Origin of the sequence: Nocardia sp. NBC_00508, assembly GCF_036346875.1 — a bacterium.
GTDB lineage: Bacteria > Actinomycetota > Actinomycetes > Mycobacteriales > Mycobacteriaceae > Nocardia.
Window position 1 is genome coordinate 1,880,146 of sequence record NZ_CP107852.1, and the last position, 25,353, is coordinate 1,905,498.

At 66.9% G+C, this 25,353-nt stretch carries 18 protein-coding genes; 2 read left to right on the top strand and 16 right to left on the bottom strand.

Annotation, left to right across the window (positions count from 1 at the left end; translation table 11 throughout):
• Positions 1-6: 6 nt before the first annotated feature.
• From eccA to OHA40_RS08450, 3 genes are all read right to left on the bottom strand, one after another.
• Entirely contained in the window at positions 7-1,767 is a 1,761-nt protein-coding gene (gene eccA / locus OHA40_RS08440) for a type VII secretion AAA-ATPase EccA (RefSeq protein ID WP_330232507.1), read from the bottom strand.
• Positions 1,768-2,476: 709 nt separating this feature from the next.
• Positions 2,477-4,138 carry a WXG100-like domain-containing protein gene (locus tag OHA40_RS08445; protein ID WP_330232508.1) on the bottom strand — a complete coding sequence of 554 codons (1,662 nt, stop codon included), beginning with the start codon at positions 4,136-4,138 and terminating at the stop codon, positions 2,477-2,479.
• A 27-nt stretch (positions 4,139-4,165) separates the two neighbouring features.
• Positions 4,166-5,113 carry a C40 family peptidase gene (locus tag OHA40_RS08450; RefSeq protein ID WP_330232509.1) on the bottom strand — a complete coding sequence of 316 codons (948 nt, stop codon included), beginning with the start codon at positions 5,111-5,113 and terminating at the stop codon, positions 4,166-4,168.
• A gap of 182 nt (positions 5,114-5,295) precedes the next feature.
• Between OHA40_RS08450 and OHA40_RS08455 the strand changes: the two genes are divergently transcribed.
• Positions 5,296-6,363 (top strand): hypothetical protein, encoded by a 1,068-nt coding sequence (locus OHA40_RS08455; protein ID WP_330232510.1) that lies wholly within the window; start codon positions 5,296-5,298, stop codon positions 6,361-6,363.
• Positions 6,364-6,994: 631 nt separating this feature from the next.
• On the opposite strand, the gene OHA40_RS08460 is transcribed toward OHA40_RS08455, so the two are convergent.
• The 8 genes from OHA40_RS08460 to OHA40_RS08495 form a co-directional block, all read right to left on the bottom strand.
• Positions 6,995-8,872, bottom strand: coding sequence for a type VII secretion target (locus OHA40_RS08460; RefSeq protein WP_330232511.1), 1,878 nt, complete (start codon positions 8,870-8,872; stop codon positions 6,995-6,997).
• A gap of 167 nt (positions 8,873-9,039) precedes the next feature.
• Entirely contained in the window at positions 9,040-11,490 is a 2,451-nt protein-coding gene (locus OHA40_RS08465; protein ID WP_330232512.1) for a hypothetical protein, read from the bottom strand.
• 8 nt (positions 11,491-11,498) lie between these two features.
• Positions 11,499-11,816 (bottom strand): hypothetical protein, encoded by a 318-nt coding sequence (locus OHA40_RS08470; protein WP_330232513.1) that lies wholly within the window; start codon positions 11,814-11,816, stop codon positions 11,499-11,501.
• Positions 11,817-11,851: 35 nt separating this feature from the next.
• Positions 11,852-12,220: a hypothetical protein gene (locus OHA40_RS08475; RefSeq protein WP_330232514.1), complete on the bottom strand. Its 369-nt coding sequence runs from the start codon at positions 12,218-12,220 to the stop codon at positions 11,852-11,854.
• Positions 12,221-12,231: 11 nt separating this feature from the next.
• A complete protein-coding gene (locus OHA40_RS08480; protein ID WP_330232515.1) occupies positions 12,232-12,942 on the bottom strand; it encodes a hypothetical protein in 711 nt (236 codons plus the stop codon).
• A 67-nt stretch (positions 12,943-13,009) separates the two neighbouring features.
• Positions 13,010-13,351 carry a hypothetical protein gene (locus OHA40_RS08485; RefSeq protein WP_330232516.1) on the bottom strand — a complete coding sequence of 114 codons (342 nt, stop codon included), beginning with the start codon at positions 13,349-13,351 and terminating at the stop codon, positions 13,010-13,012.
• A 22-nt stretch (positions 13,352-13,373) separates the two neighbouring features.
• A complete protein-coding gene (locus OHA40_RS08490; protein WP_330232517.1) occupies positions 13,374-14,843 on the bottom strand; it encodes a PPE domain-containing protein in 1,470 nt (489 codons plus the stop codon).
• A 45-nt stretch (positions 14,844-14,888) separates the two neighbouring features.
• Positions 14,889-16,553, bottom strand: coding sequence for a hypothetical protein (locus tag OHA40_RS08495; RefSeq protein WP_330232518.1), 1,665 nt, complete (start codon positions 16,551-16,553; stop codon positions 14,889-14,891).
• Positions 16,554-17,997: 1,444 nt separating this feature from the next.
• On the opposite strand from OHA40_RS08495, the gene OHA40_RS08500 reads away from it, so the two are divergent.
• Positions 17,998-19,089, top strand: a complete 1,092-nt coding sequence (locus tag OHA40_RS08500) for a DUF4226 domain-containing protein (protein WP_330232519.1) — start codon at positions 17,998-18,000, stop codon at positions 19,087-19,089.
• 69 nt (positions 19,090-19,158) lie between these two features.
• Here OHA40_RS08500 and OHA40_RS08505 read toward each other — a convergent pair whose 3' ends face one another.
• From OHA40_RS08505 to OHA40_RS08525, 5 genes are all read right to left on the bottom strand, one after another.
• Complete coding sequence (locus tag OHA40_RS08505) at positions 19,159-20,043, bottom strand: MurR/RpiR family transcriptional regulator (RefSeq protein WP_330232520.1); 885 nt, start codon at positions 20,041-20,043, stop codon at positions 19,159-19,161.
• 118 nt (positions 20,044-20,161) lie between these two features.
• The gene (locus OHA40_RS08510) at positions 20,162-22,372 is read right to left on the bottom strand and encodes a hypothetical protein (RefSeq protein WP_330232521.1); all 2,211 of its coding nucleotides are present in this window, start codon (positions 22,370-22,372) and stop codon (positions 20,162-20,164) included.
• 305 nt (positions 22,373-22,677) lie between these two features.
• The gene (locus OHA40_RS08515) at positions 22,678-23,616 is read right to left on the bottom strand and encodes a transglycosylase SLT domain-containing protein (RefSeq protein ID WP_330232522.1); all 939 of its coding nucleotides are present in this window, start codon (positions 23,614-23,616) and stop codon (positions 22,678-22,680) included.
• 278 nt (positions 23,617-23,894) lie between these two features.
• A complete protein-coding gene (locus OHA40_RS08520) occupies positions 23,895-24,017 on the bottom strand; it encodes a hypothetical protein (RefSeq protein ID WP_330232523.1) in 123 nt (40 codons plus the stop codon).
• A 183-nt stretch (positions 24,018-24,200) separates the two neighbouring features.
• Positions 24,201-25,322: a phage tail tip lysozyme gene (locus OHA40_RS08525; RefSeq protein ID WP_330232524.1), complete on the bottom strand. Its 1,122-nt coding sequence runs from the start codon at positions 25,320-25,322 to the stop codon at positions 24,201-24,203.
• Positions 25,323-25,353 lie beyond the last annotated feature (31 nt).

Here is a 25,353-nt window from a genome sequence, read left to right on the forward strand (position 1 = left end):
GACGCATCACACCCGAGAGCTCGGCGCCAAACCCTCCAGTGCCGCGGTGACGTCGAACGCATCGATCGTCATGAGTTCTTCGTCGGTCATCGAGGCGATGTCGGCGTTGTCTCTGGTGAAGCGGTAGTCGCGCTCGGCCTCGGCGGCCTCGACCACATTGCGCACGAAACGCCCGTTGCCCGCCAGGTCGATCAGCCGCCTGCCGTTCTTGGTCTGCCCGGCCAATTCGTCGCAGCGCAAGCGCAGTACCTCGCGCGCCTGCTCGGAGAGGATCGAATCCTTCTTCCGTGCGATATGTTCGGCGATCTGCACCAGTTCGTCGGCGTCATAGCTGGAGAACCGGATGCGCTTGGTGAATCGCGAGGCGAGACCGTCGTTGGACGCGAGGAACCGGTCGATCTGGTCCTCGTATCCCGCGATGATCACCACCAGTTTGTCCCGGTCGTTCTCCATCCTGGCCAGCAGGGTGTCGACCGCTTCCTTGCCGAATGCGTCGCCGCCGGAAAGACCTTCCTGGATCAAGGTGTACGCCTCGTCGATGAACAGCACGCCACCCAGCGCCGAATCGATCAGCGCGTTGGTCTTCGGCGCCGTGTGGCCCAGATGCGTACCGACCATGTCGTTGCGGGACACCTCGATCACGTCGGCGTTCTCGACGACGCCGAGGCCGGCGAAGATTTTGGCGATCACACGCGCGATGGTGGTCTTGCCGGTGCCGGGCGGGCCGGAGAAGATCAGGTGCTGGGAACGCGAATCCACGGCGAGCCCGCGCTTGGCGCGGACCTGGTCCATCAGCACGCCGGATTTGAGCCGGTCGACCTGTTCCTTGACCGAGTCCATGCCGATCTGCGCTTGCAGCAGCTCCGAGGCCTCCGCGAGCAGGCTCTCACGCTCGGCGCGGGCCGCGGTAGCGGCCGCCTCGCGTGGGTCGTCACCCGTTTTCGGGTCCCACTTGTTCGTCCGGGAGGCGATGAGTTCCGCGGTGGCGACCTCGAACCGGTAGGACTTGTCCCGCACGGCGCGCTGCCATTCCTCGCGCTCGGGCCACAGTCCGGAACCCTGCAGACCCTTCAGGATCTTGTCGGCGGCGTCATGATCGCCGTTGTGCCGCATCAGCATTCCGAGCAGGAAGTGCGCGTCGGCCCAGATGTAGGACAGACTGCCCGAGGAGCTGTCCTCCACGATCCGCTGCGCGCGCGGCATGGCTTCCCCGAAGCGGCCCAAATGGGCCAGCGACTGCGCGGTCATCAGTTCGGCCGCGATGTCCAGCAGGCCGTCTTCCAGCACCGGCCGCGCGTTGCGCCCCGCGATCACGTCCGGCCACTGCTTGGTCCGGAAGAACAGCGACATGCGCACGAAGTCCGCCACGTCGTCACTGGGTACCTCGTCGATAATGGCCGCGGCTTCTTGCCATTCGCCGCCTTCGGCATACGCACACGCCTGCGCGATGGAGATCTGGTCACGATCGGCCATCGCGACCCGCAACCCGTACATCCCGATTTCGACCTGGCACCACAGAGCGCGGTCGACCAGACCCGCCCGCTGCTGGTCGCGATAGAGGTTGTGCACCGAACGGTAGGCGCCGTAGATCACCTCCGAGGTGACTTCCCCGGCCATGGCGCGCCCCAGCCAGGCATCGCACATGTCCGGATCGAGGTCGGTGGCAGCCCGAAACGCCGCCGCCGCGTGCTGCTCATTGCGCACACCACCCGCGACCAACCCAAGATTCTGAACACCCGTGTAGAACGCGTCCTCGGCCGCTGACACTCGGACTTCCCTTCCGCCGACCTAGCCTGATCGAACGATAGATTCCGGCGGTCACGCCCAGGACTCGACCCCTTCCCAATGATGGGAATTGCGACACCGCGCGCTACGGCGGCCCCGGCTCGACACGGCGAGCATGGCCGAACGCCGATCCGCAACCTTCGATCAGCTTTGACATGCCGATTTTGAACGGGCCGTCATATAGCGGTATGTTTGCCCCGGGTCGGCAATCATCCGCCTGCAGACGGCCCCTTCGGCGGCGGCTGGCAAGCCGCGATCCGGCCTCCAGCCGCCGCACAGCAGGTCAGAGACCTTCCGTAAATTTCTTGCCGTTATTTAGGTGCACACTATTGAACGTTCCGACAGAAGAGGGTACTGTCTGAACACAGATCGTCGGTCCCTCATCCTGACGATCTGAACCCAATACAGCGGCCGGTGGCACCGGCAGGCCACCGGCCGTTGTGGGGTACGGAGCCCGAGACAGGTCGAACCCGCACCCGGCAATGTGTCTACCTTTACCACTGCCGCCACCCCCACTTACCTACCCATTCCCCCTACTGGGAATGGGTTTTGTCGTTGGGGCAGAAGCAAACCCATCGGCAGTTCTGCTGTCAGAGGGAACGTCTGCGCCCTGATGCGTCCGGCTGGAAGTCCCGCCGACGCAACGGGTGCTACCGCCAGGGTCTGCTTGCCGCGATGGATGCCGCGACGATCAGATGTGCCTGCCGGGAGAATCCACGCGATCGGGCGGCGAGGCCGGCGCCGTCACGCGGGGTGGCGCCGGGGTCGCGTCGGACGACGCGACCGGCTCGACCTTGTCCCCAGCGGCTTTTCTCTCCCGAAACATGCGCAGCGAAGGCCTGGTGCCGGACGGAGCGTGCACCACAGCCGGTACCTCCCGCGTCCGCCGCGACTTGGTCCACGGGGTGACCATAGGTGCGCGTGGCTTCGGCCGGTTGTCGGCCGAGCGTGCGGGTATGGGCGGCAACGATTTCGGAGTCGACGGACGCTGTCCCCATGGCGTGGCCGTCGCGCCTGGAGCTTGCCGCGCGGGTGACGCAGCACCCGCCTGGCCTCCCTGGGCGGGGTTGTCGAGACCGCGCGCATGGCCGGCATCGGGGATCTGATCGGACCCCGAACTAGGCCGGAACAGCTCGGAATCGAACGCCGGACGCACCGGTTCACCGAGCCCCACGTCGCGGAAAGCTGCCGTACGAGGGTGTGACCCGTCCTGCTGATGCGTGGAACGTGGATCAGCGGTCGAAAGTCTTTCCGCCGCAGCGGCGTCCGGTGTGGTCGGCGCACCGGCAACCGACGGCTTCATCGCAGGGTCGAGGCCGGGTGCACCGCGTTCCGCTCCCCCAGCCGGTGGTGTCGGCCGGTCTCCGGTGTCCGCCCGTTCGTCCACGTTGCCTGTGGGAACGCGTCGATCCCCCGGCTGTTCCCCGGTTCCGGCCGCGGCCCTGGCGTCTTGCGTCGGCGGCTGCCCGCCGGCGGTTTCGGGCCGACCCTGGTGACTCCACTCCGTCGGCGCGGTGGCGCTCGGTCGCGACTCGAACCGTTCCCCCGGCTGGCGAACGAGATCGTCCGGCGTCGTGGTGGGACCGGTGGGCGACACCGTCCCCGGCGACACGGGATCCGCCATGTCGTCGAAGCGCGCCGGTGTCGTGAAATCCAGTGTCGACACGTTCTCCGCGAACGTGGCGGCGTGCTGCATGATGTCGTCGGCATGATCGTCGAGCAGCTTGGCGAAGCGATGCACCTCGTCGGGTTCGACGTACAGTGGCTTCGGATCGTTCGACGGGGCGGGCACACCGAGCGCATGCCGGGTCGTGTCGTACACGATGCCCTTGATCATGTCGTCGATGGCATGCTCGAGCGGCTCGATGGCCCTGCCGATGACCTCGGCGGCGATGTAGCCGATCAGGCATTCCTGCATCTGGTGGCAGATCCGGCGCGCCGCGGCGGCGACAAGGGGCGCGGACGGCGCCAGCGGTGGCGTCACCATCATCGACATGTAGGCCGCCGCCAGCGCGGCGAGTTCGGCGAGCACAGCGACTTTCACCACCGTGATCACCGTCGCAGCGGCGTAGAGCGCCTGTTCCACGACCTTGCACGCGTTCTGGAGCTGTTCCATGTGGGTCGAGTTCATGCTCCCCCAGCTGGCGACCAATTGCTCGTAGGACTCGCCCGAGTAGACCGCGCCCATATCGTCGAGCACGCCGGTCGCCGAGTCATGGGTGTCGCGCACCTGCGAAGCGAAGGTACTCACATGTCTGGCGAGGGCGCGCACGTCGTCCTCGTTGATGTCCGGGTACGGGATTCCGCACAGGTTGAGGAAGAACGCGACCTCATGGGGTAGATCTATGGCCACGCCCGGTTCTCCTCCACCCTCACCGACTCACAGGACTCGGACGACGACGGCTTCGCTGGGCATGCGCGACCACTTCACCGTCGACCCCGTGTAGGGCGCCTCGATGACCATGCCGTTGCCTGCCGCGAGCTGGACATGCTCGGGCCCCCTGGCGCTGAACGACCCGGCGGGGAAAACCAGGTCGCCGGGCCGCACGTCATCAGAGTGCACCCGGACCCCGCTGTAGATCTGCTCGTAGGTGGTGCGGGGCAACACCACGTCGCCGCCGCTGGCCTGGGCGATCGCGTACTGGGTGAGGCCCGAGCAGTCGAATCCACCGCCGCTGGGCCCACCCGCGCCGCCCCCGCCCCAGACATAGGGCGTGCCGAGCCAGCCGCTGGCGGCGCGCACCGCGTTGCTGCCCACCGTCCCGTCCGAGGGAACCATGCCGCGTCGCCGCAGCCGCGAGTCCGATCTCGACCTGCTTCGCGTTCGCCGGCGCCTGCGCGGCGAGGGCCCGTGCCGAGCCTGGCGCGTCTGCGGAATGGCAGGTGGCATGATCTTCGCGGCCTGCTGCTGGGCTGCCGCGACATCGGCATTGACCTGTTTGGTCGCATTGGTGATGGTGGTCTGGGCGGCATCGAGGAGTGCGGGACCACTGAAACGCGTGTCGGCCACCGAAGCGATCGCTTGCACCCTGGTTTGGAAATCCGCGATCTGATTACCCAGCCGTCCCCGGCCGTGGACCGTTCCGTCGCCCGACTCGCCGACGGCCTTGCCCACGATGCCGTCCTTGCCCGCGTGCGACTCCGCCACCGACATCTGCATGCCCAGCGCATCCCCGTAGCGCATCGCCACCGCGCCGGAATGCGGACGCAGATCAGTGGCGAGGGCTTGCCGCGCGGCCGCCGACTGGCCCGCGGGCTGGCCGTCCCCATACAGCGCGAGCAGCGATCGGAGCACCCCGTCCAGGTCGTTTGTCAGTGCAGCTGCCATTCGACCGACTCGCCATCGCCCATCACTGACCGCCTCTCACAATTCTGACTAGCCATTGTGTCGCCCGGACCGATTCCGTCATATTCCCATTCATGGGTGGGGTTCTTGAAACTGTGCACTCCTTCCCAATCTCGGGAAGCCGAGAGAATGGGTGAGGACTTCTGAGAGGCGGTGGCGACGGCATGGCACCAACGGCGGCGGATACCAAGGCCAAGCAGGCGGCAACGCTGGCGGCCACTCCATTGGCCAGCGTCGCTGCCGAGGCCAAGCACTTCTGGCTGGTGGATCTGCATTGCCCACCTGGCGCTTCGGAAGGGCTGCGCGCCTTCATCTCGCTGGCGGACACCGCGATTCAAACCGCCGTCGACCTACTCGGCCGCGGCATGAGCATGCCACCGCCTAAGGTGGACGATCTGCTCGAGCCCGCGTTCTACGAATCCCTCGGTAAAGGCAAGGCAGACGAGGCATACCGGAAAACCATCGACAAGGTCGAGGCCAGGCAGCTGCAACTGCTGCAAATGGACAACAAGGTGATCAAGACCTCGGTCACGGTGGCTGCCGAACAGGTTCAGGCTCTGAAATCCATCAAGAACATCGTGGCCGACCTCAACACGAAGCTGAAGTCTGCGGGCACAGCCAAACTCAAGCCCGCGCAAGAGCTGCCCTTGCTGAAGGCCGTCGCCGCCGCCGTGGACGCGGTGTACGACAAGGTCACTGCGATTGCCGACCTCAATGAGGAGGCGGCAAACGGGGGGAACGGCCAGAACGGCGGGGGTCAGAACGGAGGGGGCCAGAGCGGAGGGGGCCAGGCCCCCGGCGGCGGTGGCGGCGGTGACGGTGGATTGTCGTCGCTGCTTCCGATGCTCATGATGCCGCTGATGGCTGCGGCTCCGCTGGTGGCGCAGATACCGGAAATGCTGCAGAAAGCCGAAGAGGATAGGGCGGAAAAGGCCGAAAAAGCCGAGCAGAACCAGAAGGCCGGAGCGCCTGCGCAGCCCGGCAATCAGAATGCGCCCGCGCCGGTGCCTGGCGATCCGAACGCGGCTGTACCAGCTGGCGATCCCAACGCGGCACCGGCCGCGAACGCTTCCGGCGATCCGAATGTGGTTCCGGCCGCGGCTACTATGCCACCCGGCCAAGTGCAGGCCCGGCGGGCTCGGAACGTGCCCCCAACCGGACAGCCGGGCCAAGAACAGCCCACACCGGAGGACGAAGCGGATCCGGAACAAGGCACCGTCATCGAGGCATAGTCGACCGCGCAGGTATCTGGCTGGGGCGCGATACGATTCGAGTTCAGCGTCAGCTGTGCACACCCGGAGGGCACCGGCTGCTGAGGAGATCCGTCCGGCTCCGCACCGGTGGGGAAACCTGAATTCGTGACGGCCGCCCTGTCCGCCGTCCGGCGTGTTGTGCCGGTTCGAGCGGCACCCGCTGAGCACTGACAACCACATGTAGTCCGGCGGCGCCACGAGTAGTCCGGTGCGCCCGGCTCAATTCAGTCCGTCACCAGTGCATTTCGGCGCTATCGGCCGCAACCCACGGCCCGCGCACGTCGGTTCGCCACAGGATTCTTCGACCAGCCGCCGTTGTGGGCCCTCAGGACAGGGTCGTCACCGCGGCGAGCCACACTGTCGCCGCGTATATCCCGGATTCCGACCGGCACGCGTCCCATACGCGGGTGCAGGTGTCGTCCGCTGTCGGCGCCACAACTTCATGGGCGTTCTCCGACGTTCATGATCGAGGGCGCGCCGCCACTCGGATAGCGGCTGGGGCCAGCGCGGTGCTATGACCCCAGCCGCTCACCGGTTGTCACCGGCCCGCCATCAGCGTCGGGGGCCGACCAGCGCGGCACACCACATCACGAACTCAGGATCCTCGCACTCACGACCGCTCCGGAGGCGCGACCGGGGGTGGCGTCGACGGCGCGACCACGGAAGTGGGCGGCGGCCCCGCAACGACATCCGGTGCGGTGACAGCCGGGACCGTGGGCCGAGCGACGCGCTCGGGCTGGGTGGCGGTGGACACCGGCGCCGGAGTCGAGACGAACTGTGGATGCTGCGTGATCTGTTCGTGCGCGTACACGGCGTCGCGCAGCGTCTGCCTGCTCGACTCGTCCGCGAGCAACAGCACCAGCTCGTTGCACCGGCGCTCGAAGACCATGCTGCGCAAGGGCGAAAGCCCGGCGTCCACCCGCAGCTGCCCGATCTCCACCCGGCCGACGTCGACCCGCTGTCCGAGCATCGAGGCCGCCAGCAGATCGTCGGCGTCGCGCAATTCGTTCCACAGTTCGGACGCCACCGGCCTTCCCGCCTGCAGCGCGGCGAGAATGCGTTCCCGCACCTGCCGTGACGCGGCGGCCTCGGCGGGCACCGGTCCGGATCGCCCGACCTGCGCGTGCGCGTCGGCGGCGAGTTCCGTGCAGCGGGACCGGACCTGCGCGTCGGGGACCGCCGACACGTGTTCGAGAGCCGCGATCGACCCGGTCAGGCCGAGCCGGTCGGCCGTGTCCGGTGTGAATTCACGCAGATCGACGTCGTAGGACGGACCGACGAGTCCTTCCATCGCCGCGTCACTGAATCGGGAACGCAAGCCGGGGTCGATCGATCCGGACGATACCAGCGCCGACAATTGCGCGTTCGCCTTGGCACCCCAGGCCAGGCCGAATTCGGCTAGCACCCGGGCCGGGTCGGTCACACCCTCCCACGGCGATCCGCTGCCGTCTCCCTCGGTCAGCAACTCGTCCCAGTTCCACGGGGTGGAGACCTCCCGCGGCAGGTACAGGCCCGCTGGCAACCAGCCGCGGCCTTCGTTCGAGGTGATGAATACGCCGACTCCACCTGGACCACGCAGCACCGCTACCGACCAGGCCATACCCACCGGGGAGTCCACTGCCGCCAGCACGCTGCCGAGCAGGGTCTTGGCCAGCACCAGGTCGTCGTTCACCTGACCGCCGACCACATACGCCGGTTCGGCCTCCTTGTCCTTCGCCGCGGCCACCGCGGCGCCGAACGGAGTCGTGACCGGCAGCGGCATCGGCGGCAGGTCCGGCCGACCAGTCGCGCCGCTGGGTGGCTGCGCCGATCCTCTGTCGTCCGCCGAGGAATAGAGGGGTCCTGCACCAGTAGGTGGCACGCCGGTCCCGGCCGGCGCCGTCACACCGGTGCTCGACGGCCCGGTCGACGTCGACGTCGTGCCGGTGGCGTTGGGTGCGCCGCCGGAGGAGTCCGTTGGCGCCGTGACCGGACCGGACGGCGTAGCCGTGCTCGACGGCGTCGCCCCATTCGACTCGCCAGGCGTAGTGCCCAGGGGGTTGTTGTTCTGGGTGCCGTCGGGTCCAACCGCAGTCGGACCACCCGGAGGTCCACCGGGTGGCGGGGTGAACGGTGGCGTCGACCCGTCCGGACCAGGCGAATCACTTGACGGCCCAGCGGGGGCCACGGGCAACGGCGAGCCGTCGATCAGGCCACCGGCTTGCCGGATCTGTGAACCGAACTCATCGTCGGCATCTTCGTAGGCCTCCGCGGACGCCAGCAGGGAATCGCGAGTACGCTCATGCTCGCCGGCCAGCGCGTCACCAGCGCGCTGCCGGGCGTCATAGTACTTTTCCAGCGCCTCGTAGACCGGGAACGCGATCTTGCCGTAGGTGGGCAGGAAGTTCGCGAGCCAATCCGCCGGCGGTTTGGCCCATTCCCGGGTATCGCGCGCGACCTGGTCGTGTTGACTGGCCAGCTGACGCAATACTGCAGGGTCGATTTCCATGCGGCCATCCGGCATGCTCGATCAGATCCTTTCCCGCCACTGACCTTCCTATTGTCGATTCTTCCCAAGACTGGGGAGCCAAGCGGTGTGGCCGGCCTCGTCGAATAGCTCTACTAGTTTGAGCGAAAATATGTTTCGATATTGCGCCGCAACCCGTTTCGCTCCGCTCAACGCCCCGGACCCGCCGTGATAGTCGGACGACGGGCCGGACCGCCGGTCGGACCCGGTGCGGCTGGTTCCACGAATGCCGGGTGGCCGACCACCTGCGCGTGGGCGTACACCGCGTCGCGCAGACTTTGGCGTGTAGCGGCGCCCGCCAGCAACAGCACGAGCTCATCGCACCGCCGCTCGAAGACCATGGCACGCAAGGCGGTCATCTCCGAGGCCGACCTGCCGTCGTCGGCGCGCAACTCGCCCAGCGTCACCCGGGACACGTCCGCACGCCGCGCCAGCATCGACGCGGCGAGCAGGTCGTCGGCGTCCCGCAACTCCTCCCACCACTCCTGCGGCACCTCGCGGCGCTGCCGCAACGCGGCGAGGATGCGGTCGCGCACCGCGGGAGCCCCCAGCGCGGCCGGAGAACCGAGACCGGCCTTGTGCACGCGAACATGCGCGTTCGAGGCCAATTCCCAGCATCGCCGAGCGATCTCGGCCTCCGGCGTCGCCATCGCGCGCTGTACCAGCGGCGGCGCACCGACCAGTTCGAGACGGTCGACCAGTCCGGGCTTCGCCGCGCTGAGATCCATCGCCGACGAGGCGGCCACCTCACCTTCCATCGGCACCTCACCCAACTGCCTGCGCAGGTCCGCGTCGATCTCGCCGGACGACACGACCGCCGTCAACCGGGCGCCGGACTTGCGCCCCCAGGCCAGCCCGAACTCGGCCAGCACCCGCGCGGGGTCGGCGACGCCCTCCCACCCGCTCCCATGGGAGACCTCCCAGACCCACGGCGTGGACACCTCACGCGGCAGATACAGTCCGGCGGGCAACCAACCGCGACCTTCGTTCGAGGTCACGAACGCGCTGACGCCGCTCTGATGCCGCATCACCGACACCGCCCACCCGAGGCCGACGACCGCGTCGCCGCCCGCGGCCAGCACGCCGCTGAGCAACGTGCGCGCCAGCACCAGGTCGCCGTCGACCCGCTCGCCAAGCACGAACGCGGGCGCGGCGGCGGAGGTCATGGCCGCACCGACCACGTCACGGATCAGCTCGTCGCTGTCTTCGGCCTCGCTCTTCGCGGCGTCCGCGCGCTGGTTGGTCCGCTCCGGCGGCTCCTTGCCGGTGCCGCTGGACACTGCCGACGGCGGCGCCGACGCACCCGCCGTGACCTTCGGCGCGACGACTTGCCCGCGCGACTCCACCGGTGGCGCCATCGGCTTGGCCTGCACCGGTGGTGGTCCCGAGCCCGCCTGGGCCGAGGGTGCGGAGACCCCTGACCCGGACGGAGCGGCCGACCCCACTGATGCTCCCGATGCGGCCGGCGCCGGTGGCGCGATGGGCGGCGGAAGGAAGAGCGGTGGCACCGCGGCGGCCGGAGTGGTTGTCGCCGTGAACGGATCGGAACCGGCCGCGTGGAGCGATTCCTCGGCCGAAACGGTGGTCGAACCGTCATGAGCGGTCGACTCCGCACTTTCGGCCGAGGGGTCCGCGGAAGTCGTATCCCGATGGGCGTCATCCGCCGAGGCATCCTGGTCCGAACCGGCGGTCTCGCTGTCGCTGCCCTGCGCACGTGCGGGACTTCCTGCGGGCGAGCCCGGTCCGTCATCGGTGACGGCGCCGTGTGCGTAGCCGACGGGAGTCGTCGTATGGCCGGGTGCCGTTGGCGGACCGGGTGTCGTTGTCAGGGGCGATGGGCTCGTCGACGGAGGAACGACGGAAGTATCTTCGGTCGGACCGGCATTCGACGGGAGTTCAGTTTCGGCCCCGGGCGCGAGTGGGTCGATCTCGGGGTCATATCCGGTGCCATCCGGAAAAAGTGGTATCGGGAAAACGTCATTCGGCGCGGGCCGTCCGGGTGGTCCGCTATGGCGGTGGTTGCCCGAGTGGTGATGGGCGGGCCGGTGCTGTGGATCGGCGCCGTGCCCATCCCCTTTGCCCGGTCCGGATTCCGGCGGCCCCATGGGTAGGTCGGGAAGGGGGAAGCTCCGCGCGCTCCGGACGACGTCCTCGACGTCGTCGCGTGCCGCGGCGATGATACCGGGAATTCGGTCCTTGATGGCCTCGGCGTCGGATTCGTCCTCCTCCGCCGCCGCGGCGCGCTTGGTTTGGTCGATCTCCTTGGTGGCGCCCTCGACGATGTCCAGGATCTGGCTCCGCGTTCGGCGCACCACATCGGAGATACCTCGGAAGGCATCCGCCGTAGTCTCCAAGGCGTCGATGAACATCTGTCGCTTCGCGTGCCGGCGAAGCATGTCTTGCTTGACCGGTTCCAACCCCGCGCCGGAGCGCACCCGCTCGTCGAAGTCGCGGCGGCGGCTTTCGGCGTCGAACAGGTCCAGCGACGCCGCACCTTCGCGCGCAACGCGTTCGAGATCGTTCCAGTGCGACGGGCCGATCTCCGGCCAGTTGTCGCGGACGATCTCGCGCCAGTACGGGCTGTTGCGCTCCGGCTCCATCGACGGGATCAGGTGGACTCGGTGTGGCGAACCGTGGCGGCCCCAGCCTGGTCCGTGTGGTCGTATGCGCTGATGGTCTCGGTGACGTGCCCATCGACCGCGACCGTACGGCGGGCATCCCCATGCACGTGGGCACGGAACAGTCGTCGCACAGCGCTGGTGTACTTGCTGTGGTCCAGATCGAACTCCGACTTCGGACCTTCTGGGACCTGGAATTTTCCGGCGATCTGCTCGACCCGGTCACCGAACGTGGTGTCCGCCGTCCGGTACTTGCGCCAAGAGGCGGCGACCTCGTAGGTCTCGTCCGTATCCACCTTGTCGTTCATCTCGGTGTCCTCTCTCCAAGGTCGAAACTCTGCACTCAGGAATCGCGTCGGAACTCGGACTCCTCCATCGCGCGATAAGACGCCTCGGTCGGGAGGTCGAACGAGTCGATCGTGTAGGAGCGAGTGCCGTTGTACTCCATTTCGGCGCGCAACCCGACCCGTGACTTCGCATGCGCCAACCGGGCGAGCCGAACGATCTCGGCAGCCAGCCAGGTGTCGCCGTTGTCGCGGGCATCGTCGGTGATGTAGAGACCGATGATCTCGCCATCGCGGTCGCAGCCGACGCCGACGGTGTGATCGGGGTTGAACACCTCGTAGGTCATGCTCCGCCAGTCCGGCGGGGCGGCGTCGAGATCGTCGTCGACGTCGAAGTCGTCCATGTCGATCGGGTGCATGTCGGTCATCGGGTGCTCTCTCAGAGTCGTTCGGCAGGTTGAGAACTGATCGCGTAGCCTGCGTCGTCGGCCGTGGCGTCCAAGCGCGCCGCCAGCGCCGACCACGCCGCGTCCTCGATGCGCATGACCTGGCGTAGCTGCCAGAATCGCGCGCCTAGGTACATCTCGCCGGCGCCGTCGGCGGCGACGTCGAGATGATCGGGACCGTCGGTGGTCGCGTTCAACGTCACAGCGGTGACGGGCGGGCGCGTGTCGTCGACGTTCACCAGGGTGGCGCCGCCGCCGGGGATGAAACTCTGCCGCAGCCGGGCGCTGCTGCCGATCGCGACGTCGGCGCTGTTGGTGGTGATGGTGACGTCCGGGTTCAGCAGCAACTGCATCACCCAGGACCGCGCCGCCTGCTCGGGGTGGTCGGCGTTGATCGCGATCGCGAGGGTCGCGGCCAAGTCGACCACGAGCACCGAATCCGTCGTCGTGACACCGGCGATCACCAGACGCTTGGCGGTGCCGACCGGGTACGGCAGATCGTCGGCGGCCAGCGACACCGCGTCCGCGCCGACCCCGCCTCCGGTCGCGGGATGCGCGGTGACGGTACCGGTCTCGACATCGATCGTGTAGGCCACGATCGTCTCCGGCATGCCTTCCGCGACCCCGGCCAGACGCACCAGCCCCTCGTCGTGCAACCACCGCACCGTGTCCGCGACGGTGACGTCCGGGGTCGACTCACTCATACCCGCGCCTCGTTGCCGCTCGGCGCCGGCACGGGCGAGTAGTCGGCCGTGTCCATCGTTCGCTCGCTCATCCCGCATGCCCGGACGCAGTGGTGACGGGCTCGGTTTCGTCGATCGGCGTCGCGTCCATGACGCTCTCGTACTGCCGCGCGGCGTCGGCGGTGCTCTCCCGGATGGCGGACATGATCTCGTTGATCAACTCGGGGGAGGTCAGCCGGGCGGCGGTACCCGGTGCCAGATAGAGATCGGTCAGCCTGCCCATGGCGTCGACCTCCGGGATGACCGCACCGTTCGGCGACGGCCTGCGGGCCCGGATGTTGTCGATCTTTTCCCGCATCTCGGCGATCCGGTGCCGCAGATCGCGGGCGGCATCCAAGGCCGCCTGCACGTCCGGGTGGATGGAACTCATGACTCCACCTCGCTGCGCTCACTCATGCGTTACCTCCGGGTTGGCTCGGGGTTTGGTTGGTCGGCGCGGGCGTCGGCGAGGTCACGGTCGGGGCTATCGTGGGCCGCTCGCCGATCACCGCTTCGGTGTGCGGTGTGTCGTCGACGTACATGAGGCGGTCGGGATGCCACGCCACAACCCGGTTGCGTTCATTGCCGCTGCCGCCCGCGTTGCCCATGCCCGGCGCCATCGGCATGTAGGGCATCATCGGCGTTCCGCCGCGGGCGGCGGTATTGGCGGCCGATGACGCACTGAGCGGTTCGATCACCGGCGTACGTGGCATGGACGACGAGCCAGCGCTGGCCGCCGCGGTCAGCGGCAAGGCCGTGGCAGCGACGGTTTCCGTAGTGACGTCCGAGATGCTGGTGCCGAGGCTGCTCGGCGTCCCGCCGGGGCTGCCGATGCCGAGGCCGCTCGGGATGCCGAGGTCGTCGTAGCCGTACTCCTCGAGGCTGTAATCGTCGGCCGAATCCGACCGGCCGAGTTCCGCCAACGGCATTCCGGCCGAGGCCATCGCGCTCATCAGAGCGGGCAGCATCGAGCTCAGCGCGCTGCTGTCGCCGCCACCGCTGCCATTGCCCTTGCCGTTTCCGTTGCCTTCGCCAGTTCCCTCACCAGCCCCCACTTTGGAGCCGACCTCGGTGGTGTATCCGGTGATCGTCTCCATCGAGCGTGCATTCTGCTCGTTGAATTTCGCCAACGCCGCCTGGATGCCGAGCTCGTTCTTGGAGCGCATCGCGGCGAGCAGCTCCTTGCGCGCCGCGATGATCTCCTGCGGGGTCGGGTGTTTCGCCTTCGCCGTCCGGAATGCGTCGCTGTAGGTGTCGATTCCGTCGGCGAGAAGCCCGAGGCCCGTGCCGATCTGGTCGAGCCACCCGCGGCGCTGACCGAGTTCGGTCGCCGCCGCGGCCCCCACCGGCTCCCAGTTCTGCATCACCCGCGCCGCCGAGTCGACGCCCTCCGTCGCGAGGAGGTGCGGACCACCGGTGAAACTGCGCAACGCGTCCGCGAATCCCTTTGCCGCGCCCGGCCCCGGCCCGGTATGCAACTGCTTCGCGAAGGTCAACGGGTCGACCGCGCCGCCGGCAACCGGAAACCGGATCGACGGCGGCCGCCGCTGGCTGACCTCTTGGACCTCGCCGACCGGATTGGCGACGATGTCGCGACCGCTGCCGCCGATCGTCTGTGCGCCGCGGTCGTCTTCTTCGGTGTAGTCGACCGCCGCGGCGCCGACGTTGTACGCGGTGCGCTGAATCTCATTGAGCACACCGATCATTCCGTTGAGAAGCGATGCTGCCTGCGCGTTGAGCTGCGGCACCGCCTGTGCCGAGATCGGGTCGGCCCCCGCTGGCACGACCCAACCAGGGGGCAGCGCCGCGCCGGTGTCGCGTGCCATCGCGGCGAGCTTCGCCGCAGTAGCGACGAGTTCCTGCGGATCGACATTCAGCGGCATCGCAACCTCCTCTCCTCATCTGCCGCACTTCCTCGGCTCGCGCGATCAGCCCGCGATTGTCGCGGCAACCGGCATTGCCGCGTTCGCGGACTGATCGGCCGTGCCCGGCGTCGCCGGGGGCGCGCCCCCATCCGCCGGCGCGGTCAACTCGATGCCCTTCGGGTGCGCGAATCCGGCGAACTGACCGAATTTCTCTGCGAAATCGGGCATTTCCGGTGTCTTCCCGCCGTCGCCGGGCACGAGCATGCTGAAAGGCTTCAGCTCGCCGTTGACGATCACCTCGAGCGTGCCACTATCAGGCGCGCCACCCTCCTCGGAGCCGAATACCACGACGATCGCGGTGCCCTTGTCCCAGGTGGCGACATCGCCGGTCATCAGCTGGTACGGATCGACACGATCGCCGATCTGCTTCTGGTCCGACCACTTCGCCGACGTCTTCTCGTACGCCTTCTGGGCGTCGGTGCCGCTCTTGTTGCCGAACGCCGCGTCCAGTGCTTGGGCGACCAGCACGGACACTTTCTGCGTGCGGCCGTCGGGGAACGTGTAGATCACGCTGCCGTCCGCACCTGGTGTGCGTCCGGGCACCCCGGCGGGCGGTGTGGAAGACGTTGTGCCAGAGGGCTGTCCGTGATGCGTCGCCGGAGCCGTCGTGGATTGCTGCACCGAAGCGGGCTGCGCCGTGACCGGCGCGTTGACCGGCGGTGGCGTGACCGCCGCGACTTCGTCCTCGAAGCGGTCCGGATCCAGGTCCCGGCGTCGGTCGTTCAAGTACTGATCGGCGCGGTCTCGGTTCATCATCTGATCCCACATCCCCGGCATCATCATGCCCGGGCCCATGCCGCCGTACGGCGAGGTCGCGGCCGCGGGCTGCATAGGGGGGGTGGCCGGCGTCACGCCCGGCGTATTCCCGAGATTGTCCAGCCCGCCCGGTGTCTGGCCATTGATGCCAGAATCGTCCAAGCCGCCCGGCGTCAGGCCGTCGGGAACGCTGCCGTCGTCCAGATCGTCCAAGCCAGGGGGGAAGCCACTGTCGTCCACGTATGGCGGCTCTGCTCCAGGCGGCGGCGCCGGGGACACCGGGGGCACGTAGGGCGGAGTCAGCGCCGGGTTCTTCTGCGCAGCCTCCAGCGCCGCTAGTCTCTTGTCGAGTTCCTTGGTCAAAGCTGTCTCTTCGTCGACGCCATCCGCATGCTTGTCCTGCTCGGATTTGGCATCTGTCATGATTTTCAGCGACTCTTCCATACCGAGCGTGACGTAGGTCATGACATGTTCGTTCATGCTCATGTTGTCGGGCGGCGGAGTCTCCGCCTGTACGTTGAGACCCTCGATCAGGTTGCTGACGTAGCCCCGAGCAGTCTCACTGGAAATCTTCGACTTTTCGATCTTGTCCTTGACCTTGACATCCTGCTGTTGCATGGCGTCGAAGGCGCGCCGGAGGCCGTCGTTGACCGTGACATAGGACTCGAACATGCCCGACCTGACTTTGTGGTTTGTGTAATCCACCTGCGGCACCGTACCGTATTCCGGCACCGGCTGTTTGGAGTCCTTACCGAACGCGTCCCAGTCCAATTCCAGAGTTGTAAGCAGACTTTTTGTGTCAGTGTCGTCTATTTCCAACCAGTCATGAATTTTTGTGGAGAGCGTGAGCTGCTTCGGCCACTTTTCGGAATATACGTCGGGAACATACAAACGCGGCATTTCGTCCGTCATGGAGACACCAGCGCGGGCGGAGTAGTAGCACCCCTGAATTTCTCACCCGCCGGGCGCACCGGGAGCTTTGCGGGCATCCCCGACCCCGGCGCCTGCGGCGTCCCGCCATACGTGAGGCTCGTAATTCCGGCACCCGTCGCGGAGCCCATCAGCCAGCCTCTGGCTGAATTGCCCGACCACCGGCCTGCCCCATTCCTCGCGCCACGAGCGACACCCGGCCGCAACGCGCCCGCGAGCGCCCGCGCCGCTGGTCTCGTCATCGTCCGCCCGAACAGCGTCGGTGCGGATGCGAAAAGACCTCTCGCCGCTCCGCCGCCCGCTCCTCCCAGCAATGCACCGAGGCCGCCGGTCAGCAGAGCCGATTTCCCTGCTTCGTCCCAGCTGCCGCCCTCCGCGAACTTCGTGAAGAGCCCTTCGGCCAGCCCTGAGCCGAGCGCAGCGCCTGCCGCCGTACCGAGCCCCGGGGCAACCAAGGATCCAACCGCGCCACCGACAATGGTGCCCGCGGTGGTGGCCGCGAAGTTGAGAACTCCACCCCAGAATCCCATGAGATCACCTACCTGATGTCGAGCGTGAGCGCTTGATGCAAGGACCGGCACCCCCGGTCAAGGCCAGGGAGGGTTTGTGCATCACCATGGCCAGGTCCGCCTCTCGATCAACGCCTCATCATCGACCGGAGCAGCGCGAGGAGCGACCGACCATGAGTGAGACCTACTTTCGACGTGTTCATTGTCGAGGATTCCCACCTGCGGGAAGTAGCGTCCTGGCCGGACCGGCCAGGATGATCGTCCAAGACTTACACTGACATGCGCGAATTGCCCCGGCCGCCAGACCGTTTCCCGCCGACGGTGACCGAGTAGGAGGAAGTATCGGATGAACCTCCGTCGCCTGCTGCTCGAACGTGCCGCCACAGGCCGTCTCCACCGCCGATCGTGCCGACAAGCCTGGATGTGTCATGACTACCGCTGAAGTCTGGCCCGCGGGCGTCGAGGTAGAGGCGAAAGAGCCGGAAACGGCTGAGGATCAGCAGCCCAGGCCCGCGACTCCATGGTCGAACCGGCCCGCACCGCGACGTGCGGGACCGGGTACGAGTGCTCCAGGGCAGCCGGATGCCTCCCCCGCGCCGGGCCAGCCGGGGCCTCCCGCACCTAATCAGTCGAATGGCGCTGGTCAGCCGAATGGTGCACCTGGTCCTGGGCAGTCGAATGGTGGTGGGCAGCCGGACCAGCCGGGGCAGTCTGGGGCGCAGGGTGTTCCGGGTTCTGCTGGGCAGCATGGAAGCCCGGGTCCGTCGGGTGTGCCTGGTCCCGGTCAGCCGGGTCAGCCGGTGCCGGGTGAGGTGGGGCCGGTGGTGCCGGGTGGTGTGGTGGCTCCGCCGGTGGGGCCTGTGCCGTCGGGTGGGGATGGGGGTGAGTCTGCGCCGCCGTTGGTGGATGGGGATTTGGTGGGGGATTTGTTGCCGGTGGCGGCGATGGCGGCGCCGTTGGCGTTGGGGATGTTGCCGATGATTGCGTCGGCGTTGGCGGGGTTGGGTAGTGGCGGTGGTGGGGGTGGTGGGTCTGCTGCGGCGCCGGTGGCGGCGGATGGTGGTGGTGGTGGTGTGGCTGGTGGGGGGATGTCGCCGGAGGCGGAGCGGGCGTTGCGGGTGTTGAAGGCGTTGGAGGCGGTTTATGGTGGGGGTGATCCGTCGGATCCGCGGGTGCGTGAGTTGCAGCAGCAGTTGGGTGTTTCGCCGGGTGGTCGGGGTGCGGGGGCGGGGTCGATTCGGGCGACGCGGTTGTTTCAGCGGACGGCGGCGAAGGCGTTCAATAATTTGGATAATCAGTTGGTGTCGTATGTGCGGGGGTTGGCGGGGTCGAACAAGGTTGATAAGAAGGCTGTTGTCGGTTTGGTGCGTGAGGTGAATGTTGCGTTGGCGGAGTTGGGGCCGCAGGCGTATACGAAGGCGGGGCAGCGGAAGGTTCATCAGATTTTGACTGCGGCGTTGCAGAAGGCGCAGTCGATTGTGTCGGGTGGTTCGGCGAAGTCGGCGGATACCGCGGCGGCGATCAATCGGTTGACCAAGCAGTATCTGTACAACATCGCAGGCAAAAACTACCGACCCGGCGGCAACCGTAATACGGCCGGAGCGTCCTCGGCCACGCAGCGGGCGATCCAGATCGCCGCCGGTGAACTCGGCGTCAGCGAGTACGCCCAGAATCGCGTGAACCGGCCGTACAACATCAACGACGCGTGGTGCGCCTCCTTCGCCACCTGGGCCTGGAGCCAAGCCGGCATCAACGTTCCCTGGTCCAACAAGAATCATGTGCGGAGCATCTGGTCCGATGCGCAGCGTATGCGTCTTGCCGACAGCTCATACAACGCCCGGGCCGGCGATCTCGTCATCCTCAACGGCGGCGAACACATCGGCATGGTGGTGGCGCGCACCGGCAATACCATCACCACCATCGAAGGCAATTCCAGCGATGCGGTGCGCCAGCGGACCTACTACCTCGGCACCAGCGGCATGGTCGGCGTCGTCCACCCACCCAGCTGACCCACCGCCCGGCTTTCGCTGGACCTGACCCGCATCACCCCGCGGCCCGATCGGCGGATGGAATCCAGATCAGATACCTCGCGCACGATGATCTTCATACACGGCGAACTCCTCCAGTAACTGTTCATCCGGAGTCAGATCCGAGTGCCGGTCGGGCCCCAGCTGACGTTTGACCGCGAACGCCAACGCTTGAGCGACCGAGCTGAGTGCGGTCAGCGAAGGCAGTTCCGCCACGCTGTCGGTCTCGGCGTAGAACGTCACATCCGCGATGCGGGCCAGCGGCGAGGACGGCCCATCGGTGAGCGCGATGGTCGTGGCGCCGCGGCGGCGCGCCCATTCCACGGCGTGCACGGTGTCGCGCGCGTATCGGTGGATCGAAATCGCCACGAGCGTGTCCCCGGACTGGATCCCGCGCAGCTCGTCGACGAGCAGCCCGGCGGCCGCCCTGATCTGTCTGACCCCGGGCCGGATCGCCCGCAGCAGATAGGTGACCTGGTAGGCCACCGCCAGGGAGACCCGCAGTCCGACGACATGCACCGTCTCGGCCGACGCCACGGCGTGCACCGCGCGGTCCCAGTCGTCGCGGTCGATCCGGTCGAAGGCGCGCGCCATATTGGCCGCGTCGCGGTTCAGCACGGCGGAGAGAAATTGCTCTCGCGAGGTCGGCTCGACGGCGCGCTCGCGCAACAGATTCGCCTCGGCGGCGAGCTGTGTCCGACAGAGCTTGACCAGATCCGGGTATCCCGACAGACCGAGCATGGTCGCGAAACGCACCAGCGACGAGCGATGGACACCGGCCAGTTCCGCGCTCTCGCCGATGCTGCGAAACGCGGTGCCGTCCGGATCGTCGAGCACCAGTCGGGCGATCCGCTGCTGACCGTCGGCGAACTCGGGTAATCGATGCTGCAAAATCGCACGCAACTCGCGATATGTCTGGGGTGCCTCGCCTGCCACGGGTGCCCTATCCGATGACCGCGGAGGCCGACTGCCGATCCATTCGTTCGATATTGCCCGTGATGGCGGCTCTCACACCACCGATCGGCGAATATTGTCAGCCTGCCCACACGCTCGCCTACGAAGACCACGGGTTGAGCCCGCCGTTCGGATCGAAGTTGTTGAAGTTGGCCAGTCGCCGGTTGGACCGCTGCAACGCCTGCAAAAGTACCGGGTCGTTCTGGTTGTTGTAGTAGGCAGTAGCCGCACCTTGGTGCTCCAACGCCAATCGTCGCCCGATGTGCTGGCGGACATCGCGCCCGGCGGAGGCCCATTGAGCAGGAGTGATAGTCCTGAGCTGCTGCTCGTCGTCCACCACGCCCATAACCCGCCGCACGAATTGGTGATTGTTGGATACCGCGTTCATCGGCGCGGTGGAGTGCCGCACGAGGTTGTCCGCCGCGACCACAGCCTGCGCCGCAAATGCCGGCAGCGCGCGGCCGACGTTCTGATGGTTCTCCACCGCATACCCCGCGGCAAGCGCCTTCTGCAACGGCGCGGAGCCGAGCGGATTGAAGTCCTTCATGCTGGCCTTCTGAACCGCCACCGCGCGCTGAGCATCGATCACCTGCTCATGGGTCGCACCCATTGCCCGCAGAGTGGGAGCAAGCATCGAGTCCGGGACCTTGCTGTCGCCCAGGCCATCGAGAACATTCCCCACACCCAGAGCGGCCCTTATTCCACCAGGGATTCCAGTCAACCGGCCAGCAGCCTTGAGCCGCCAGTTCTCCCGGCCGGAATGGTTGTACTCGTGCAATTGCCGCAGCATCGGAGACACGGCGATGTTGTTGAGATCCATCCGCTTCTTACGGCGCGACAACGGGTTCAACGGGCTCATCGTTGCTCCGAGGGCCCACGCGGTCACCGGCGATGCATTGATCGTGTTCAGCGCGGACATCCCCGCCACCAGCCCGCCGCGCAGCGAGCTCGCTGCCTGCGCCCCGCCCATGCCGAGCGCGGGTCCACCACCACCACCGCCACCTCCACCGCCGGCGCGCGGAGGCCCTTGGATCGCCGACGCGAACCGGTTCGCCATCCAGTTGTTACCGCTGCTGAGGCTCAGATTGAGCCTGCGCAACTGGGAGATCGCGATGACCTCGACCGCTCCCGCGATGATGATCACCGCCATGACCTGCCCGTGAGCCTGTTGGAAAAGATTGCCCAGGAACAGCACATAGACGCCGAGGAAGATGGTGAACGCCGCCATTCGCGCCGCCGCGATGAACCCGTCGACGATATTGCGCACCAAGAACGTCTGCGTCGGCCCGTAGACGAAACCGCCAGCGGCGAATCCGAAGATCGTCATGAAGCAGTGGTAGATCGCGTCCATGGCCGTCTTGATGACTTTGACGCCCAGGAACACCGCGAACACCAGCAGAATTCCGCCGCAAAGCAGCAGCAGCAGGCCGGTACCGACCTGGCCCATGGTCGGATCGCTGGCCTTGGCGTGCGCGGCCGCGTCGCCGCATACCTTCATGCCGTTCTTCACGCGATCGTCGTCGCCTGCGCGCATCCCCGCGGTCCACGCGGCGCGGCAGGAAGGATTCTCGTCCACCACGTGCCCGAAGTTCCAGACCTGCACCGGACGCCGTGCGAAATTGTCGGCGAGATTTTCCTGCATCGTCGCGAGCAGCTGCGATGGATTCGGGCTCGAATTCCCGTTCAACCCCGCGGCTACCGAGAGACCCAAATCCCGGCCCTGGGCCAGCAATCCGTGTGAGGACAGCACCTCCGACAGCGGATCTGCCAGGAACACCGGTCCGAGGATCCCCACTCCCACCATCGTCACGACCTGCATGGCGGCCTTCGCGTGATACCCGCGCACGATGAACCACGCTACGAAGAACGCGCCGATCGCCGCCGCGGTCACCAGCATGATCGGCGTCGCGATCTGACCGGTCAGCGCATCCGCGACGCCGCGCAGCGCCGCGGCGAACCAATCCATCCAGCGGAAGCTCAACGCGTAGCCGATGAGCCAGATCGCCGACGTCACAATGGCCATGTAACCGATGAACTCCAGGCCGAGGATCGCCCAGAGGATGGTGGCGCCAGGGTTGAGCGGACCGCCCCGGTCGGTGGCGAAGGTGTAGCTGGACAACGGAACTCCGGAGGAGTCACGGATGTTCATCCAGCTGAGGCCGTCGATTTCGGATGTTCCGGCCGAGGCCGCCTGGTACTGCGCGGTCGCCACCGCACCGAGCAGGCCGGGAAAGACGAAGAGCACGAAGACGATCAGGAGAAGCCAGCCGATCCTGCGCCGCCACAACCGATCGCCGAACCGAACTCGCACCCGCGATAGCGCGGTATCCGGACAGGGGCTCTCCGAATCGTCCGATCCCCGTTCCAGCCGAGACGGCCGACTCTGTGGGGAACGTGCAACCATGAACTCCAGCATGACGCAACTTCTGTTGCGCGACAAGCCTTTCACGCAACCGATTGTTCATCTTCCGGACATCCTCCAGCATCTGACCTGCTGCAGGCGAAGGAGAACGTATGTACGTCAGTTCCATTCTGACGCAACAGAATTGAACAAATGACCAATGGGCGGCACGAGCCGGGGCTCGAGGCCGGACCGCACGAGTGCGATTCGCGAACTCAGTACCCCACGTATGATCCGCCGCTCCGCATCTGCACGATCCCGGGTACGTTGCTGACCGACCCGTAGCGGTCGATGGCGTATCGCACCCCGGCGACGATGTTGTCCACTGGATTCCAGATATCCCGATGTCCCGAAACGGAATACGAGTTGAACGTCGGATCGATGGTCTGCATCAGCCCTTTGGACGGAATGCCCGCGGCGGCGTTGCTGTCCCACAGATTGATCGCGTTCGGGTTGCCGCCGGACTCGTGCTGGATGATCGCCGCGATGTCGGCCGGATCGATCTGTCGCGTGTCGTAGCCGTGCTGCCGCAAGACTTGCATCGCCTCGTTGATCCATTGCCCCTGTTGCCCCGACGGCCGCGTGCGCGGCGGACCACCGCTGGGGCCGCGCATGCCCGGGTGCGCCGTGCGGCGTGGCCTGCGTGGCTGGGCGGGACGCGATTCCTGCAGGTAGCGATCCGCCAAAGCGGCCACCCGCTCGGCAGTGAGCACGGCCGAGGTCTGGCCCTGTCCCAGAACGGTTCCCGCGCGCTGCAATGCGCTGTCCAAGGTGGAGATCACGAGCTGCCTGCTCGCGTTGGCATCGTTGATGGTGCCGAGGGCGGTCAGGGCGGTGTTCACCTCGGCGATGATCGCTCCGATGGCGGCTCGGCCATGGGTGGAGCTTTCGACCGCACCGCCGAGGACGCGTTCGAGTTCGGCGTTCATCGATTGCGTGGCGTCTCCGTGGCGTGCCCGATTCTGGTTGCTTCCCGCATAGTGCGAGCCCAGCTCGCCGTCCCACGCAACGGGTCCACTGGGCCGCGCGCCTGCGACATCGGGCGGCCGGTATGGCTGTCCCGTCATGGCCGTCGGCGCTCCGTCGCCGTACTGGGCGGCGATAGCGGCCAGGGCCCCCATCGCCGCGGCGGCCATGGGCATCGAACCTGCCATCCCCATCGCGTCCGAGCGCGCAAACGACGCCGGTCCCGAAGTGGCGGAGGATGTTTCGGCAACCGCTGGCGCGGCCTGACCCCGCGCCGCAGCGGTGGTCGTCCCCACCGGTGCGGGCGCTCCGGCCTGTAACGGGGGTACCGGGGTTGGACTGCCCCGCGGCGAGGACTTGGCCGGACGACGGGGGGCGGACGTGGTGACGCCCGCACGGAGGTCATCGGTATGGTCCGGTTCCGTTTCAGTAGGGGTCCGCTTCGTCGGCGCCATCAGTACCCCACCTAGGCGCGGCCGAGCATGACCCGGACGCCCGGAAAATTGCAGACCGAGCCGCGGCGATCATCGGGGTACCCGACGCTCACGATGTCGCTGATGGTGTGAAAGGCGTTCTCGGCTCCGGACATCGGTGTGGCAACCTCCGTCGATCCGCTGGCCTCATGTCACTTGCCCCGCTGTATCGCGCGCCCCTGCTGGAGACCCTTCGCGCCGAGACTCGTCCGGCAGCGTAGCCGCAGCCTAACCCATTCTCGCTCATTCTCCCCCAGTCATATTCCCGAGCACGGGAATATGATGTCTTCCGCCCTCGGCTATGCGGACACGTTGCGCATAGCTCCCGCAATGGCGTTCGCATACGCCATGCGTTGCCCTCGGGCCTCGCCCGAACTTCTTTCGTAGTAGTGATCGAACACCGCCGCCGCGGCGGCCGGCGTTTGCGCACCCCTGAGGCGCGCGTAAGCACCCGATTCACCCGTGCGCAATTCGTGCATCATGAAATCGATTTGGACCTTCCAGTCGGTGACCGGCTTCCCATAGGTAGCGGCGAATCGCTCGAGATTCCGCCGTCGCCCACCCAGCCATTGGCATAGCCCCAGGGCGCCTTCGCGCGGATTGAAGGCATCGGTCTTGAAGCCTGATTCGACCTGGATGTTGCCCAGAATTCCCGCTGCCTGCGCAGGTGTGAGCCCATAGTGTGAGATGAGGTACCGATACATGTCGGCAACCTGGGGGTTCTGTCCGCCGGGGATGCTGTCGGCGGATCCCGATCGAGTCGGCGGTCGGTAGTTTTTGCCTGCGATGTTGTACAGATACTGCTTGGTCAACCGATTGATCGCCGCCGCGGTATCCGCCGACTTCGCCGAACCACCCGACACAATCGACTGCGCCTTCTGCAACGCCGCAGTCAAAATCTGATGAACCTTCCGCTGCCCCGCCTTCGTATACGCCTGCGGCCCCAACTCCGCCAACGCAACATTCACCTCACGCACCAAACCGACAACAGCCTTCTTATCAACCTTGTTCGACCCCGCCAACCCCCGCACATACGACACCAACTGATTATCCAAATTATTGAACGCCTTCGCCGCCGTCCGCTGAAACAACCGCGTCGCCCGAATCGACCCCGCCCCCGCACCCCGACCACCCGGCGAAACACCCAACTGCTGCTGCAACTCACGCACCCGCGGATCCGACGGATCACCCCCACCATAAACCGCCTCCAACGCCTTCAACACCCGCAACGCCCGCTCCGCCTCCGGCGACATCCCCCCACCAGCCACACCACCACCACCATCCGCCGCCACCGGCGCCGCAGCAGACCCACCACCCCCACCACCGCCACTACCCAACCCCGCCAACGCCGACGCAATCATCGGCAACATCCCCAACGCCAACGGCGCCGCCATCGCCGCCACCGGCAACAAATCCCCCACCAAATCCCCATCCACCAACGGCGGCGCAGAC